14 protein-coding genes and 1 pseudogene are annotated in these 15,853 nt (G+C 69.6%); 4 read left to right on the plus strand and 11 right to left on the minus strand.

The window, feature by feature from the left end:
• Positions 1-155: 155 nt before the first annotated feature.
• The gene (locus tag VF697_RS25570; RefSeq protein WP_331099331.1) at positions 156-1,937 is read right to left on the minus strand and encodes an ABC transporter ATP-binding protein; all 1,782 of its coding nucleotides are present in this window, start codon (positions 1,935-1,937) and stop codon (positions 156-158) included.
• On the minus strand, positions 1,937-3,820 hold the full coding sequence (locus tag VF697_RS25575) for a DUF4388 domain-containing protein (RefSeq protein WP_331099332.1): 1,884 nt from the start codon (positions 3,818-3,820) through the stop codon (positions 1,937-1,939). The genes VF697_RS25570 and VF697_RS25575 overlap by 1 nt, the downstream gene beginning before the upstream one ends.
• Positions 3,821-4,033: 213 nt before the next feature.
• Between VF697_RS25575 and VF697_RS25580 the strand changes: the two genes are divergently transcribed.
• Entirely contained in the window at positions 4,034-4,486 is a 453-nt protein-coding gene (locus VF697_RS25580; RefSeq protein ID WP_331099333.1) for a GNAT family N-acetyltransferase, read from the plus strand.
• Between the two features lie 137 nt (positions 4,487-4,623).
• Here VF697_RS25580 and VF697_RS25585 read toward each other — a convergent pair whose 3' ends face one another.
• Positions 4,624-5,247, minus strand: a complete 624-nt coding sequence (locus VF697_RS25585; protein WP_331099334.1) for a TIGR02265 family protein — start codon at positions 5,245-5,247, stop codon at positions 4,624-4,626.
• Positions 5,248-5,416: 169 nt separating this feature from the next.
• Between VF697_RS25585 and lpxB the strand changes: the two genes are divergently transcribed.
• The 3 genes and pseudogenes from lpxB to VF697_RS25600 form a co-directional block, all read left to right on the plus strand.
• Positions 5,417-6,571, plus strand: a complete 1,155-nt coding sequence (lpxB, locus tag VF697_RS25590) for a lipid-A-disaccharide synthase (protein WP_331099335.1) — start codon at positions 5,417-5,419, stop codon at positions 6,569-6,571.
• 42 nt (positions 6,572-6,613) lie between these two features.
• The gene (locus tag VF697_RS25595; protein WP_331099336.1) at positions 6,614-7,318 is read left to right on the plus strand and encodes a polyprenol monophosphomannose synthase; all 705 of its coding nucleotides are present in this window, start codon (positions 6,614-6,616) and stop codon (positions 7,316-7,318) included.
• Positions 7,319-7,326: 8 nt separating this feature from the next.
• Positions 7,327-7,953, plus strand: a pseudogene (locus VF697_RS25600) (MarC family protein); the annotation flags it as partial.
• Positions 7,954-7,973: 20 nt separating this feature from the next.
• On the opposite strand, the gene VF697_RS25605 reads toward VF697_RS25600, so the two are convergent.
• The 8 genes from VF697_RS25605 to bamA all read right to left on the minus strand — a co-directional run.
• Complete coding sequence (locus tag VF697_RS25605) at positions 7,974-8,420, minus strand: hypothetical protein (protein WP_331099337.1); 447 nt, start codon at positions 8,418-8,420, stop codon at positions 7,974-7,976.
• A gap of 29 nt (positions 8,421-8,449) precedes the next feature.
• Entirely contained in the window at positions 8,450-9,469 is a 1,020-nt protein-coding gene (locus VF697_RS25610) for an OmpA family protein (protein WP_331099338.1), read from the minus strand.
• Between the two features lie 209 nt (positions 9,470-9,678).
• Positions 9,679-10,482, minus strand: coding sequence for an LpxI family protein (locus tag VF697_RS25615; RefSeq protein ID WP_331099342.1), 804 nt, complete (start codon positions 10,480-10,482; stop codon positions 9,679-9,681).
• Between the two features lie 7 nt (positions 10,483-10,489).
• On the minus strand, positions 10,490-11,266 hold the full coding sequence (gene lpxA, locus VF697_RS25620) for an acyl-ACP--UDP-N-acetylglucosamine O-acyltransferase (RefSeq protein WP_331099339.1): 777 nt from the start codon (positions 11,264-11,266) through the stop codon (positions 10,490-10,492).
• Between the two features lie 21 nt (positions 11,267-11,287).
• A complete protein-coding gene (gene fabZ, locus VF697_RS25625) occupies positions 11,288-11,764 on the minus strand; it encodes a 3-hydroxyacyl-ACP dehydratase FabZ (protein WP_349257540.1) in 477 nt (158 codons plus the stop codon).
• A complete protein-coding gene (gene lpxD, locus VF697_RS25630; protein ID WP_331099340.1) occupies positions 11,761-12,825 on the minus strand; it encodes a UDP-3-O-(3-hydroxymyristoyl)glucosamine N-acyltransferase in 1,065 nt (354 codons plus the stop codon). Before lpxD ends, fabZ begins: the two co-directional genes overlap by 4 nt.
• A gap of 11 nt (positions 12,826-12,836) precedes the next feature.
• Entirely contained in the window at positions 12,837-13,412 is a 576-nt protein-coding gene (locus tag VF697_RS25635; protein WP_331099341.1) for an OmpH family outer membrane protein, read from the minus strand.
• A 101-nt stretch (positions 13,413-13,513) separates the two neighbouring features.
• On the minus strand, positions 13,514-15,853 hold a 2,340-nt coding region (gene bamA / locus VF697_RS25640; protein ID WP_414641340.1), incomplete at its 5' end, for an outer membrane protein assembly factor BamA.

A 15,853-nucleotide genomic window follows, 5' to 3' on the forward strand; every position in this document is an offset into this window, starting at 1 on the left:
GGCCCCGCGCAGCCACCCGGGTGACTCCGTATGCGGTGCCACTACCGGGTACTCGGCGAAGGTGGCCGCCAGGGTGAAGAACCCGGCCACTCCCAGCAGCAACAGCACCAGCCCCAGCAGCGCCCGGAGCAGCTTCCCCACCCACACCGACGGCTTCACGCAGCTCCCCGCTCCGGGCCCGACGTCTGCAGCGCCCACAGCGCCGCGTAGCGGCCTCCCGCCTTCAACAGCTCCGCGTGGCTCCCCTGCTCCACCACCCGCCCCGCCTCCAACACGCAGATGAGATCCGCCTCCACCACCGTCGACAGCCGGTGGGCGATCACCAGCGCCGTCCGCCCCGGCAGCACCGCCGCGAGCGCCGCCTGTACCTCGCGCTCGCTCTCCGGATCCAGGCTGCTCGTGGCCTCGTCCAGCACCAGCACCGGCGCCCGAGACAGCACCGCCCGTGCGATGCACAGCCGCTGCCGCTGGCCACCGCTCAACTTCACGCCGCGCTCGCCCACCCGGGTGTCATAGCCCTCGGGCAGCGCCCGGATGAAGCCATCCGCGTTCGCCACCCGCGCCGCCGCCTCCACCTCCTCGCGAGTGGCCTCCGGCCGCGCATAGCGCAGGTTGTCCAGCACACTGCCCGAGAAGAGCAGTGGCTCCTGCGTCACCAGCGCGAACTTCGCCCGCACGCTCGCCGCCGTGTAGCCGTCCAGGTCCACCCCGTCGAAGAGGAGGCGGCCCTCCTGGGGGCGCTCGAAGCGCAGCAGCAGGTTGGTGAGCGTGCTCTTGCCTCCGCCGCTCGGCCCCACCAGCGCCACCACCTTCCCCACCGGCAGCTCCAGCGTCAGCCCGTCCAGCGCCCGCCGCTCCCCGTAGGAGAAGCGCACGCCCTCCACTCCAATGGCCCGCGTCGGCACCGGCGCCTCGGTGGCCCCTGGCGCGTCCTCCACCGGGTGCCGAAGGTCCAACAGCGCGAAGAGCCGCTCTCCCGCCGCGCCCGCCTGCATCGCGAACTGCGTCACCCGGCCCAGGTCCTTCACGGGTTGGTACACGAGGATCACCGCGGTGAGGAACGACAGCAGGGCCGCCGGCTCCATCGCCTGTGTGGCCGCCGTGTACGCCAGCGCTCCCGCCAGCGCCGCGGCCGCCAGCACCTCCATCAACCCGGGCACTCCGCCTCGCGCCCACGCGGCCCGCACCAGGGCCTCCTCGTGGGCCCTCGCGTGCGCCGAGAAGCGCGCCAGCTCCGCCGACTGCCCGTTAAAGGCCTGGATGGTGCGCAGGCCGCCCAGCCCCTCCTGGAGTTGCCCCGCGAGCTGGCCGAGCTGCACCTGGCCCTCGCGCGTGCCTCGCAGTGCCTTGCGCGTCAGCCGCGAGGCCGGCAGTGCCGCCAGTGGCAGCACGCACAGCATCAACCCGCCCAGCAGCGGGCTGATGGACAGCGCCACCCCCGACAGCACCACCACCTGCAGCGAGTCCCGGAGGTAGGAGCCCACCGTGTACATGGCCGCCACCTCCACGGCCTGGATGTCCGAGGAGAAGCGGCTGAGCAGGTCTCCCATCCGCTCGCGCGCCAGCTGCGCGGGTGACAGCGAGGAGAGGCGCACGAAGAGCTCCCGCCTCACGTCCGCCGCCACCTTCTGGGCGAAGAAGCCCATGAAGTAGAACTGGCCGAGGTACCCCACGCCCTTCACCACGCCCACCGTCAGCACCACCACCGGGAAGCCCCAGAGCGCGGCCTCGCGGGGGAGGTTCGCCAGCCACGGCACCGGCTGCGCGCCCCCGAAGCCCTCCGTGCCACCCGACAGCAGGAAGCGCAGCGCCGGCCCCATGAGGTACGCGTACGCGCCCGTGGCCAGCCCCAGCACCACCATGCACGCGAAGGCCGCCATCAGCAGGCCCACGTGCGGCCGGGCGTAACCCAGCAACCTCCACAACACCTTCCGCATCACCGACCTACTTTGCGCAGCGCGGCCTTCGCGAGCTGGGAGTTGGGGTTGAGCTCGAGCACCTTCAACAGCTTCTTGCGCGCCCCGGACGCGTCCTCCATCTCGCTGTCGATGATGGCCGAGATGATGAGCGCCCGCTCCAGGTACGGGTTGAGCGAGAGCGCCTTGCGCAGCACCTTCTGCGCGGCCTTGGCCCGGTCTTCCTTCGGCCCCGTGCCGGCCAGGAACGTGGCCCACGCCAGGTACGAGTAGTACTCGGGCTCCTGCGGGTTGAGCGTCACCGCCTCCTCGAAGTGGATGAGCGCCGAGCGGTACTGCTTGCGCTTGAGCGCCGCCTCCCCACGCCGGAGGATGATCTCCGCGTCCACGTTCACCGAGGTGGAGCGCCCCACGTCCATGCGCGACATGAGGTACTGCAGGTACGCCTTGCGCTTCTCCGCCACCGACAGCACCCGGTAGGCCGCCGACAGCTTGTCCTGCACCGAGTCCAGCAGGTCCTTCATCTCCGAGGTGTCGTACTCGGCGTAGGTGTCCGAGTGGTAGCGCATGGCCAGCTCGTGCCAGGCCCGCTCCACCGCCTCGGAGTCCGCGGCGATGTCCAGCCCCAGGCACCGGAAGTAGCTGCTGGTGATGATCTTCACCGCGCCGTCCCGCAGGCTGGCCTCCGTCTCCGCCGGCAGCGGCTTGCGCTTGCGCGGCGCGATGGACTCCGGCACGGCCACCGCCTCGCCGGGCCCGCTCGCCACGGGCGTCGGGGAGAAGCTCATGCAGCCCGCCAGCTTGAGGAACCACAGCAGCGAGTACCCGCGCTGCAAGTCCCCCCGGCCGTGCGCCAGCAGGTCGCGCAGCGAGATGCGCCCGTTCACCTGCATGGCGATCTTCAGGTCATCCGTGTCCAGCCCCAGCGCGCCCAGGTCCTTGCCGAACTCGGGCGTGCGCACCGGGAACTCCGACTGGTGCGAGCGCAGCGGCGCGGCCATCAGCTTGAGGGGAATGCTGCGCCGGGCTCCATCGAGGATGGGCGCCAGCGCAGGAATCTCCACCGTGGCCACCTCGGACTGGAACTCCTCGCCAGGGTAGAAGGCGTAGCGGCCCTCGCGCATGGCGATGACCTGGGCCAGCCGGTCGCTCGTGTAGTCACGCAGCAGTTGCAGCAACTCCTCGCCCGCCGCCTCCACACCCGCCTCGGCCAGCGCGGAGCCAATGCGCAGGCCCGAGCCCAGCGCCTGCACCACCCGCTCGGCCTGCGCCTCGGTGACCACCTGACGCTGCAGCAGGTAATTGGGCAGCGCATCCTGCCGAGCGCTGGAGTCGTAGTTCACCGCGCCACCGCGCGCGAAGAAGACGCGCCGGGTCAGGTCCCGGTAGGCCACCACCAGCACGCCGTTGCGACGCAGCCGGTACATCGAGACCAGCAGCGCCGGCAGCGGGAGGCCCTTGAGGTCTCCCGAGGCCACCGCCGGGCGCGCCAGCATGGCCCGCAGGCCCTTGACCGGTGTCTCGTTCCGCGCGGCGACGGTCGCCAGCGACTGCAGCTTGCCCACCAGCTCGCCCGGCTTGAGCGGGTCCGCCACGTAGGCATTCACCTTGAGGTCCAACACCGAGGCCACGCCTCGCGCCCGGCCCAGGTGGCCCTTGTCGATGGCCACGATGGGCACGCGCGTGCCCTGGCTGTGGTTGCGGATGAGATGGCCCACGTGCGCCCCGTCCAGGCGCGGCAGGTCCACGGACACCACCACCATGTCGGGGTTGTCGGCGACGAAGTGCTCCATCGCCGAGCCGGGGTCACTCACCGCACGCACGGTGTAGCCGGCTTGAGACAGCAACCCGGTGAGGTGCTCCAGGGTCGGGGGGTGGCTCTCGGCCAGAAGAAGCGTCTTCAAGGGTCGCCGAGTGTACACATTCGGCCCGGTCCCTTCAGTCAGGATTCGCGCCCGCCTCCTCTCCGGCTCCCACCTTCCGCCGCACGGTCGTACTCGCTCGGTTGCCCGGCGAGTAGAGGGCCCTCGCGCGGAGAGAGGAAGAGTTCAAGGAGGCCGTCCGTCCGGCTTGAAAGTGGCCCCGAAGCATCCCCACCCTCGTGAAGGAGGTGCGTCATGGCCCTGGGAAGATCCGACCTCTTGGAGAGGGAGGAAAAGCCGCTCCCCACCTGGCGCGGCTACACCCTGCGGCGTGCCCGGCCCGAGGAGTTGGCGGTGCTGCCGCACATCGAGCACCTCGCCGCGCAGCACTTCCTCTCCTCGGCGCACCCCTTCATCGCCCAGGCGGACGCGCAGACGCTCGAGCAACTCCGGGAGTACCAGCGGCAGGGCGGGGCGTGGGTGGCCGTCGCGGAGGAGGGGGGGGTCGCGGCCTTCGCGCTGTGCAAGGAAGTGGATGGCGCGGCCTACCTCGCGGAGATCGACGTCCACCCGGACCATGCGCGCCAGGGACTGGGCCGGGCACTCTTCGAGGTGCTGCGGCAGTGGGCACGAGCACAAGGCTATGCGGCCATGCTGCTCACCACCTTCCGGGACGTGCCCTGGAACGCGCCCTATTACGAGCGCTGAGGCTTTCGCGTCATGAGGGACGAGGAGGTGGGCCCCGGGCTGCGCGCCATCCGCGAGCAGGAGACGCGGGCGGGATTGCCCGCCGAGAGTCGCGTCTGCATGCGGCTCCTCCTGTAGCGGGCCTCACCTCGCGTGGCTCACTCCCAGGAGATCTCGTACTCGCTGTCGAGCGTCGTCAGCTGGCGGCCACGCACCCTCAAGTGCCGGACGTTCCTCGACTCGAGCCGCGCCAGCACCAGGCCCTCGTGGAAGGGATAGGGCATGAAGATGCGCTTCAAGGTGAGGCGGGCACTCGTCGGCCCCGTCCACTCCAGCTCGTGCTCGCCATAGTTCGCCGAGACCCGGTAGGCCGCACGCAGCCCCTCCAGCAGGCTCCTCATGTCGCCCGTGCCCATGAGACTCACGGCCCTGCCCGCCGCGGAAGCAGCCAGGTCCGTCACCGCCTGCCGCCCGAGCCGCCGCAGGGCCTCCTCGACGTCTCCGTGCTGCTCCGCCAGCAAGCGCATCCCGGTGGTGAGCATCCGAAGCTGGATGGTGATGGGGTAGAAGAAGAAGTCGACGAACTTCTCCTCCCCACTCGCCTCGAGGCAGCGCTTCTCCATCGCCTCGCCGCCGAGCTCCCGCATCATTCGCAGGAAACCGTTGCAGAACACGCCGCGAGAGGTGTCCGTCGGCTTCGCCAGGGCCATCCTCCGCGCGAAGTCCTGCTCCCAGTACTCGAAGGCCTGTGCTTCGAGGGCTACCGCGCTGTTCCCGCGCATGCATTACCCCCTGTGAAGACGGAACCGGGGCGGACGCTTCCACGTCCCGCCACGGAAGTCGAGGCGCGTGCACGAGGAGCACCCCTCCCTCATCACGAGGAGGAAAATCTTCCAGCGACGATGTACGTCCCGCTCGGAGCAGCGCATGCGCTAGCATGCGCGCCGCCTCATGCCCCCCGCCCCCCAGATTCTCGTCGTGGCCGGCGAAGCGTCCGGTGACGCCCACGCCTCCGAGCTCGTCGCCGCCCTCAAGGCCCAGCGTCCGGACCTCACCTTCTTCGGAATGGGGGGCTCGCGCCTCGCCGCCCAGGGCGTGGAGCTGCTCTACGGCGCCCACGAGGTCAACGTCATGGGCATCACCGAGGTGCTGCCCAAGATTCCGCGCATCCTCCAGGTCATGCGCGGGCTGGCCGAGGCCGCCGCCGAGCGCCGCCCCGCCTGCGCCATCCTCGTGGACATCCCCGACTTCAACCTCCGGCTCGCCGCCCGCCTCAAGAAGCTCGGCATCCCGGTGGCCTACTACGTCTCGCCGATGATCTGGGCCTGGCGCCGGGGCCGGGTGAAGACGATCGCCAGGCTCGTGGATCGGATGCTCTGCATCCTCCCCTTCGAGGAGGAGTTCTACCGGGAGGCCGGTGTCGCGGCCCGCTACGTGGGCAGCCCCGTGGTGGAGCAGATGCCCTCCCCCGCCAGCGCTGCCGCCTTCCGCCAGAAGCTCGGACTGCCGGTGGAGACGCCCACACTCGCCCTGCTGCCGGGCAGCCGGATGAGCGAAATCCGCCGCATCCTCCCGGCCATGGTGGGCGCCGCCAGGACGCTGGTCGCCGAGCGCCCCGGGCTCCAGGTCGTCGTGCCCGTGGCCCCCACCATCCCGCGCGAGGAAATCCTCTCCCGCTTCGAGGGCAGTGGCGTGCAGCCGGTGCTGGTGGAGGGCCGGGCTCCCGAGGTGGTGGGGGCCAGCGACGCGGCCATCGTGGCCTCGGGGACGGCGGCCCTGGAGGCGGGGCTGATGCAGCGCCCCTTCGTGGTGGTGTACCGCGTCTCGCTCGTCACCTACCTCGTGGGCCGGATGATGCTGAAGGTGGCGCACGTGGCGCTCGTCAACCTGCTCGCGGGCCGCCGGGTGGTGCCCGAGCTGCTCCAGGGCGACATGACGCCCGAGCGCATCGCCGGGGAAATTCGCCGCTTGTGGGTGCCAGGCGCACCGCGAGAGGAAATGCTCCAGGGGCTGGAGGAGGTGCGCACCCGGCTCGGAGCGCACGGAGCCGCCGCCCGGGCCGCCGAGTCGGTGCTGGAGCTGCTGCCTCCCACCCCAAAAGTCTAGGAGCGGACACGGCGGCGCTGCTCTGCTATGTCCCGCCGCGCAATGAATCCAGCGCTGGTCTGCATCCCCACCTACAACGAGCGGGACAATCTCGAGCCCATCACCCGAGCGGTGCTCGCGGCCGATCCCCGCGTGGACATCCTCGTCGTCGACGACAACTCCCCGGATGGAACGGGGCAGGTGGCCGACGAGCTGGCGGCGAAGGAGCCGCGCATCCGCGTCCTGCACCGCGAGAAGAAGCAGGGCCTGGGGCGTGCCTACCTCCATGCGTTCCGCGTGGCGCTCGACGCCGGCTACACGCACATCATCGAGATGGACGCGGACTTCAGCCATGACCCGCGCTACCTGCCCACGCTGCTGGACACGGCCCTGGGCGGCGCGGACCTGGTGCTGGGCTCGCGCTACGTGAGCGGCGGCGGCACCGTCAACTGGGGCGTGGGCCGGAAGATCATCAGCCGGGGCGGCTCGCTCTACGCGCGCACCATCCTGGGCGTGGGCACGAGGGACCTCACCGGTGGCTTCAAGTGCTTCCACCGTCGGGTGCTCGAGTCCATCGACCTCGCGGCGGTGAAGAGCACGGGCTACGCCTTCCAGATCGAGCTCACCTACCGCAGCCTGAAGAAGGGCTTCACGGTGAAGGAGATCCCCATCGTCTTCGAGGATCGGCGCGTCGGGCAGTCGAAGATGAGCCGGAAGATCTTCCTCGAGGCGCTGACGATGGTGTGGAAGCTGCGCCTCACGGTGTAGAGGGGCGTATGTCCGAGCAGCTCTCCCTGTTCCTCGTGTCGCTCCCGGCGGTCCTCTTCGTCGTGGATCCGGTGGGAGTGGTGCCCATCTTCCTGGCGATCACCGCGGGGGACTCGGAGGAGAAGATAAGGAGCACGGCGCGGCGCGCGTGCATGGTGGCGTGCGGGCTGCTGCTCTTCTTCGCCATGTTCGGCGGCATCATCTTCAAGGTGTTCGGCGTGTCGCTGGGCGCCTTCCGGGTGGCGGGCGGCATCCTGCTGCTCATCACCGCGCTGGACATGCTGCGCGCCCGGCCCTCGGAGACGCGCACCACCCCGTCCGAGACGCAGGAGGGCGTGGTGAAGGAGGACGTGGCCCTGGTACCGCTGGCGATGCCGCTGCTCGCGGGCCCTGGCGCCATCGCCACCGCCATGGTGCTGATGGCCCGAGGCGGTGACGAGCTGCTGTCCGCCGTGCCCGTGCTGGTGGCCATCGTGCTCACCTTCGTGACGAGCTACTTCGTGCTGCGCGCCGCCGGCTTCGTGCAGCGCGTGCTCAAGCAGTCCGGCGTGGCCATCCTGGAGCGCGTGATGGGGCTCATCCTCGCGGCCATCGCGGTGCAGTTCATCGCGGATGGAGGCAAGGACCTGCTGCGCGAGGAGGAGCCCCGGGCGTCTCAGAGGCTGGAGGCCGCCCAGCCGCCGCCGTCGCGCTTCGTCAGCGTGCCCCTGGGCGCCCCGCCCAGCGACAGCTCGTCCGGGGCCGCGCGCTGCACGTCGAAGGTGTAGCCGTCGCCCAGCGGCTGGAGGAAGAGCACCAGCGCGTCCGTCGTGCTCTGCTGCACCACGCTGTAGTTGTAGCCGCCGCACGAGGGCTCGTCGCCCGCGAAGAGGCGCTCGAGCATGTCCTGCTCGGGCCGGCGCACGAAGACGAGCACCGGCGCGGGCCCGTCACGCCCCGCCACCAGCTCGGACAGGAAGCGCTGGGGCACCGGCTCGCGCATCAGCGTCCGCACCAGCTCGCACTTGCCGGCCTCCTCCGTCGGATTGACGAGGGCCGCACGCGAGCGCATGCAGCCGGAGGCGGCGAGGGCGATCAGGGCAGGCAGCACGAGTCGCTTCATGCGTCGGTTCTCCTTGGGATGTGGGTGCATCACAGCTTGCGCCACCGTGGCGGAAAGGGGGGTTGGGGAAGGGCCGGCGGCTCCACGGCCAGGATGTACTCGGCGCGCCGGTTGGTGGCCTCATCGGTCTCGTCCGGCGTGGCCACGCGTGGGGACTGCTCGCCGAAGCCCTCGTAGAAGATGGGCAGCTTCAGGCCCCGCTTGCGCAGGTACGCGGCGATGCTCCGGGCGCGCTGGAGGGACAGCTCGCGGTTGGAGTCCGTGTCGCCCACCGTGTCGGTGTGCCCGAGGATGTAGAGGCGCATCTCCGCGAAGCGGCCGTAGCGCGACACCGCGTCGGCGATGAGCGAGTGGCTGGCGTCGAGCTTGCGCCGCTCGGCCGTCGGCACGTCCGCGCTGCCCGTGGGGAAGGTGACCTCCTCGTGCGGGATGTCCACCTGCCACGGGAAGAGCTCCAGGGCCGTGTAGAAGTCGGAGGTGTCGAAGGCCTTGAGCGAGATGCGCAGCACGCGGCCTTCCGCCGCCGGCCACGTCACCTCCAGCGGCTTGCCGGCGGGCTCGCCCTGGAAGGGCACCTCGCCGTCGAAGGCCTTCTTGCCGGTGTCCATCAGCACCGTCACCTGCACGTGCGACGCGGGCCGAGACAGCGTGAAGCGCAGCTTGCGCCCCGCCACGTCCACGTCCTCCGGCACCACCGTCATCCGCAGGGGCCCCACCAGCTCCGCGTCGAAGGACAGCGGCATGGAGGACTCCTGCGCGTCCGGGAAGCGCACCACCAGCTCGCCCTCGTAGTGGAAGCGGCCCTCGGGCTGCTCCAGCCGGAGGGTGCGCGTCACGCCCGGCTGCCCGCCCCCCTTCACCCGCACCTCCTGCCCATCCCCGCGCTTGAGCTTCACCTCGAAGCCGGCGATGGGCTCCTCGATGTGCACCCGCAGCTCCGGCAGCCCCTTGCCCAACGTGGCCTGGGGCTGGAGCGACACGCGCACGGCATCCGCGAGCGCGCACAGCGGCGACAAGGTGAGGCACAGCAGCAAGAGGCGGGAAGTCATGCGGGGTGGACACCTCCGGGATGGGACACACCCTGTCCGGGGGGCGTGGCGGGTGCAACGCGGACCCGGGTCGGGCTCCGGAGTAGTGTCCGGAACAGGCCCTTGGGAGGGGAGCATTCCACACAGGAGCAGGTGGGAACGATTCTCACCCCGCCCTCCCCCTGGAGAGAGAGGGAGCAGGCACGGGGCCCCCCCGGAACTCCGGGCGCTCAGGGGACGCCGACGAGGGTAATGCCGGCCTTCTCGGCGCCCTGGAAGAGCGCCTGCGCGTCCAGCAACACCGTCTTGCCCGTCTCCAGCGCCAGCACCTTCGCCCCCACCTCCTGCATGACCTCCAGGGTGCGAGGCCCCACCGCCGGCAGGTCGAAGCGCAGGTCCTGCCCCGGCTTGCAGCGCTTCACCACCACCGCCCCGGCCCCGCCGTACTTGCCACCGCGGCGGATGGCCTCGTCCGTGCCCTCCACCGCCTCCAGCGCGAGCACGTGGCCGTTGCGCAGCACCACCGTCTGCCCCACGTCCGCCTGGCCCAGGAGCATCGCCACCTCCCGTCCCAGCGCCACGTCCTTCTCCTGCGCCTCGTTCAGCCGGGGCCCCGCGAGGTGCCCCGCGGGGCACAGGGCCTGCGCCAGCCAGTCCGTGGGGGCGACGATGGTGATGCCGTGCGACTCGAAGTAGTCCGCCACCGCTCGCAACAGCGCGTCATCCCGGAAGCTGCGCAGGCGCGACATGATGCGCACCGCGCCCAGATCCGGCCTCGCCTCGGAGAACGCGCGCACCCGGCCGATACCGCCGGCCATGGCCGCCCGCTGCACGCCCGCCTTGCGGAAGGCGCGCACGATGCGGTCCACCTGCCCCAGCCGCACCCACGTCAGCTCGGAGACCTCGGCCTCCAGGGCCGGATCCGCCTCGCCCCGGTGGGCAACGGCCACCACCGCCAGCCCCTGCTCCCGGGCCGCGCTCGCGAACAGGAAGGGCAACCGTCCGTTGCCCGCGATGAGGCCGATGCGCTCCACGGTCACGTCAGCGCGTCAGCCCGCGCTTGCTCTGACTGACGAAGTCCACCAGGTAGTCGATCTCCGACTGCCCGCCCATCTCCGTCTTGAGTCGGGCCAGGGCCTCGGACAGCTGCAGCTTCGAGCGGAAGAGGATCTTGTAGGCCTCCTTGATGCGGCCGATCTGCTCCTCGTTGAAGCCGTGGCGCTGCAGGCCCACCACGTTGAGGCCGGCCAGCTCGGCGCGGTCGCCCTGGGCCGTGCAGTACGGGGGCACGTCCATCGTCACCATGGAACCGCCCGCGATGAACGCGTGCTTGCCCAGGCGGGTGAACTGGTGCACCGCGGACAGGCCCCCGAGGATGACGAAGTCCTCCAGGGTGACGTGCCCGGCCAGCGCCACGCTGTTGGCGACGATGCAGCCGTTGCCGACCACGCAGTCGTGGGCCACATGGCTGTAGGCCATGAAGAGGTTGTTGCTGCCCACCCGCGTCGCGCCGCCGCCGCCCACCGTGCCGATGTTGAGCGTGGCGGACTCACGAATGGTGTTGCCATCACCGATGATGAGCTGGGTGTCCTCGCCCGCGTACTTCAAGTCCTGCGGGGCTCCGCCCACCGAGGCAAACGAGAAGATGCGATTGCGCTCACCGATCGTGGTGCGCCCGTCGATGACGACGTGCGGACCCACGCGAGAGCCCGCGCCAATCGTCACCCGCTCCCCGATGACGGAATAGGGGCCAACCTCCACCGTCTCGTGGAGGCGAGCACCGGGATGGACCACCGCCGTGGGGTGAACCTGCGCCATGGTGTCTGCCTCCTTGCCCACTCAGGGCGCCTCGGCCGCCGAGCCGCTGCTGCCCTTGTCCTTGTCCTTGTCCACGACGGTCGCCAGGAACTCGCCCTCGGCCACCTTCGCACCGTCCACCGTCGCCGTCCCCTTCGTCTTCCAGATGGCGCCCTTGTGCCGCACCACCTCGATGTTCAGCTGGAGGCGGTCTCCCGGCAGCACCGGCTTGCGGAAGCGTGCCCCGTCCACGCCCATCAGGTACGTCACCTTGGACTTGGGGTCCATCGACTCGCTCTTGTAGGCGAGGATGGCCGTGGCCTGTGCCAGCGCCTCCAGGATGAGGACGCCGGGCATCACCGGGTGCCCCGGGAAGTGCCCGTTGAAGAAGTCCTCGTTGATGGTGACGTTCTTGTACGCCACCAGCTTCTGGCCGGGGACGATCTCCACCACCCGGTCCACGAGAAGGAACGGATAGCGGTGGGGCAGCAACTGCTGGATCTCCTGGATGTCCATCATCCGCCCTTCTCCTTCTTCTCGAGCGTCTCGACCCTGCGGCGCAGGGTACGCACTTCCTTGAGCAGATCGCCCAACTGCCCGAGCGCCGCCGACATCCGCAACCACTCCCGATGGGGCACGGCCGGGCTGCCACTCACCACCTGCCCGTCCTCCACGTCATGCGCCACGCCGGACTGGGCCCCGACCTTGGCCATATCACCCACACGGATGTGGCCCACCACGCCCACCTGCCCCGCCAGCACCACGCCCATGCCCACCTCGGCCGAGCCAGAGACACCGGCCTGCGCGCAGATGAGCGAGAGCGGGCCCACCTTCACGTTGTGGGCGATCTGCACCAGGTTGTCGATCTTCGTCCCACGGCCGATGACCGTCTCGCCGATCGTCGCCCGGTCGATGCAGGTGCAGGCGCCAATCTCCACGTCGTCCTCGATGCGGACGATGCCGGCCTGGGGCACCTTGTAGTGCTCCGGACCGTTGTCCCCCTCGGGGTTGAAGGCGAAGCCGAAGCCGTCCGCCCCCACCACGCACGAGGCATGGAGGATGACGCGCGCACCCACCACGCAGTGCTCGCGCACGGTGACGTTGGGGTAGAGCAGGCTGTCCTCGCCCACGCTCGCGCCCTCGCCCACGTAGGCACCGGGGAAGAGCACCGCGCGAGCGCCCACGGAGGCGTTCTTGTCCACCGTGGCGCCGGCCATCACCGTGGCCTCCGGGTGGACGCGCGCCTCGGGGTGCACGTGCGCCCCGGGCCGCACTCCCGCCGCGTGCGAAGGCCGCGGGTGGAAGAGGCTCGAAATCCTCGCGAAGGCCAGGTGGGGATTGGCCACCCGCACCAGCGACACGCCCTCGCGAGCGTCCGCCTCCGGGCCCACGAGGACGGCCGAGGCCCGGCTCGCCTCGTACTGCCGGCGGTAGCGCGGGTTGCCGTAGAAGGAGAGCTCACCCGGGCTCGCCTCGGCGAGTCCGTTGAGTCCCATAATCAAGAGGCCGGCATCCCCGACGAGCTCACCGCCGACATGGGCGGCGAGCTCCCCGAGCCGGCGCGGGCTGGGTGCGTGCACGGACGGAGGCCTTACTTCTTCGGAGCGTCCTTGGCGACCGGCGCATCCTTGGCCGGCCCCTTGCCGCCCTTGGAGCTGTTGTAGGTGCGGATGACCTCGTTGGTCAGGTCATACTGGTTGAGCGCGAACACCAGGCCGGAGTCCCGCTTCTCGAAGACCATGCCCAGGCCATTGCGCTCGGCGATGGAGCTGATGACGGAGTCGATCTTCCCGATGATGGGCTCCATCTCCTTGCGCTCGCGCTCGGCGGCCTCGCCCCGGCTCTTCTCCCACTTCTGGGCCAGGTCGTAGACCTTCTTCTGCAGGTCCGTGGCCTTCTGGATGCGCGTCTCCTCGCTCATCGCGCTGGCCTGCTTGTCCAGCGTCTCCTTCTCCCTGCGCAGGGCCTCCTGCTCGCCGTCAATCTCCTTCTGGCGGCTCTCCAGCCACTTCTGGAGGCGGACCTTGGCGGCCTTGCCGTCATCCACCTCGAGGAGGACGCGCTGGTAGTCCACGTAGCCGACCTTCAGGTCCTGGGCGGCGGCCAGGGTCGGAACGGCGAGCGAGAGGGCAATGGCCAGAACCGACAGTTTGCTTCGAAGCGACATGTGCGACAGCTCCTCGAGGGAAGTTTGGAAATTCGACGTCCCGCCCGTTGGCTTGTTCAACGGCCGTGAAGACGGCCCATTGCAGCTCGGGCGGACGCCTATCAGAAGAAATTGCCGATCGTAAACTCGAAGAGGATGGGCTGATCTTCCGGACGCGGGGTAATCGGGATTCCCCACTCGAAACGCAGGGGACCGACCGGCGAGAACCACCGGAAGCCGAAGCCCACCGAGTGGAAGAGCCCCAGGGGCCGTTTCCCCCCCGAGCTGTCCTGGAAGAAGCTCTCGTTCTGGGCGTAGGCATTGCCCGCGTCATAGAAGACCACGCCGCGGATGCCGGCCTTCTCGAAGACGGGGAACTCCAGCTCCAGGTTGAGGATGAGCTGCTTGTTGCCGCCCACGTTGAGCTGGTCGATGGGGGCATCGGGCGCACCGGAGCGCGGCGCCAGCAGCGTGGGGCTGATGCTGCGCAGCAGGTAGCCGCGCACCGAGTTGATGCCGCCCAGGTAGAAGAACTCGGAGACGGGCAGCGGCCGGTTGGCATCGAGCTGCTGGATGTAGCCGATGGTGGCGTTGGTCTTGAAGACGGCGCCCAGGGGCAGCGGGAAGTAGAGGCGCGAGTAGGCCGTGTAACGGGTGAAGAGGAACGGCGAGCTGCCGATGCCCAGGAAGCTGGGGGCGTACTCCACCGAGCCGTAGTGGATGAAGCCCTTGGAGGGGAACAGGCGGTTGTTGCGCTTGTCGTAGGTGACGGACAGGCGCACCGAGCTCGTCACACCACTGAGGAAGCGGTTGGCCAGCAGCACGCCACCGAAGCCCGGCGCGGCCTCCACGCTCACGTGCTCCTGCGAGTAGCCCACGTTGACGAGCAGGTCCTCGACGAGCTGGTAGCCCAGCGACACGCTGCCACCCGTGGAGCGACGGGTGAAGTCCACGTACTGCGCGTCCACGCGGAAGAAGTCCGCGGACAGCAGGAAGTTGGTGTCCAGGAAGTACGGGTCGAAGAACGAGAGCTGCACGAGCGAGCGCAGGCTGGAGATCTGCGCCGAGGCCGACACGCTCTGGCCCCACCCCAGGAAGTTGTTCTGCGACACCTGGGCCGTGAAGATGAAGTTCTCCACGTTGGAGAAGCCGAGGCCCACCTGGAAGGTCCCCGTGGCCTTCTCCTTCACCTCCACCTGCACGATGATCGTGTCGGGCTGGGTGCCGGGCCGCTGGGTGACCTCCACCGTCTCGAAGAAGCCGAGCGCCGTCACGCGCTCCTTGCTGCGGCGCACGCCGGTGCCACTGTAGAGCTCGCCCTCGTACACGCGCAGCTCGCGGCGGATGACCTTGTCACGCGTCTTGGTGTTGCCGATGACGTCGATGCGCTCGATGGTGACCTGCGGCCCCTTCTGCACGTCGAACGTCAGGTCCACCGTCTTCGTCTCCGCGTTGATGGCGGTGACGGGGTTGATGTTCGCGTAGGCGTAGCCGCGGTCGTAATAGACGTCGGTGATGGACTGGATGTCCTGGCCGAGCTGCGTGCGGCTGAAGTGCTGGCCCGTCGTGGAGCTCATCAGTTTCGCGAGGTCCTCCTTGGGCACCACCAGGTCGCCCGCGAAGTCGATCTTCCCGATGTCGTAGCGCTCGCCCTCGACCACCTTGATGGTGACGTAGATGTAGCGCTTGTCGGCGGAGAGGGAGACGGTGGGCTTGTCCACCCGGACGTTGATGAAGCCCTCGTCGTAGTAGGTGGCCTGGATGACCGCCAGGTCGCGCTGGAACACCTCCTCGCGGTAGGTGCCCTCGCCGGTGACGAAGGAGAGGAAGCCGCCCTCCTTGGTGAGCATCACGTCCTTGAGCTTGGACGGCGGCACCTTCTCCGCGCCCAGGAAGGCGATGTCCTTCACCATCACCTTCGAGTTCTCGTCGATGGTGAAGACGACATCGACCTGGCCGCCCTCGACGGGGGCGATCGTGTGGGTGACCTCGGCGAGGAAGTAGCCCTTGTCGACGTACTTCTCCTGGATCTTCTTCTGGGTGCGGCGCACCGCATCCATGTCCAGGATGGTGAGGGGCTTGACCTCGATGGCCTCCTTCAGGTCGTCCTGGCTGAGCTCATCGTTGCCGGCGAGCTTCACCGCGCGGATGGAGGGGCGCTCCTGCACCCGCACCACGTAGACGACGCCGCCGGTGGGCAGGCGCTGCGTCAGGAGCTGAACATCGCTGAAGTAGCCGAGCGCCCAGACGGCCCGGAGATCCTCGGCGGTGCGCGCTTCGTCGAAGGAGTCACCCACCTTCGTCCTGAGGGCCCGGCGGACGGCCTCGGCCTCGACGCGGCGGTTGCCCTCGATGCGGATGTCGACCACCTCACCTTCCCGGACCTCACGGTCTGGAGCGGGAGGAGCGGTGTCGAGCTCGTCACCAGCGGGCGGGGGAAGCGCCGCGGGAGGCACGGGGGC

The sequence above is a fragment of the Archangium sp. genome (assembly GCF_036388035.1).
In the GTDB taxonomy this organism is placed as follows: Bacteria; Myxococcota; Myxococcia; order Myxococcales; family Myxococcaceae; genus Archangium.

Excerpts from the sequence above, each read along its gene's own strand:
- lpxA (WP_331099339.1), bottom strand. The coding sequence starts at position 11,266 with ATGGCGCAGGTTCACCCCACGGCGGTGGTCCATCCCGGTGCTCGCCTC.
- VF697_RS25610 (WP_331099338.1), bottom strand. The coding sequence starts at position 9,469 with ATGACTTCCCGCCTCTTGCTGCTGTGCCTCACCTTGTCGCCGCTGTGC.
- lpxB (WP_331099335.1), top strand. The coding sequence starts at position 5,417 with ATGCCCCCCGCCCCCCAGATTCTCGTCGTGGCCGGCGAAGCGTCCGGT.
- VF697_RS25635 (WP_331099341.1), bottom strand. The coding sequence starts at position 13,412 with ATGTCGCTTCGAAGCAAACTGTCGGTTCTGGCCATTGCCCTCTCGCTC.
- VF697_RS25570 (WP_331099331.1), bottom strand. The coding sequence starts at position 1,937 with ATGCGGAAGGTGTTGTGGAGGTTGCTGGGTTACGCCCGGCCGCACGTG.
- VF697_RS25580 (WP_331099333.1), top strand. The coding sequence starts at position 4,034 with ATGGCCCTGGGAAGATCCGACCTCTTGGAGAGGGAGGAAAAGCCGCTC.
- VF697_RS25595 (WP_331099336.1), top strand. The coding sequence starts at position 6,614 with ATGAATCCAGCGCTGGTCTGCATCCCCACCTACAACGAGCGGGACAAT.
- fabZ (WP_349257540.1), bottom strand. The coding sequence starts at position 11,764 with ATGATGGACATCCAGGAGATCCAGCAGTTGCTGCCCCACCGCTATCCG.
- VF697_RS25605 (WP_331099337.1), bottom strand. The coding sequence starts at position 8,420 with ATGAAGCGACTCGTGCTGCCTGCCCTGATCGCCCTCGCCGCCTCCGGC.
- VF697_RS25585 (WP_331099334.1), bottom strand. The coding sequence starts at position 5,247 with ATGCGCGGGAACAGCGCGGTAGCCCTCGAAGCACAGGCCTTCGAGTAC.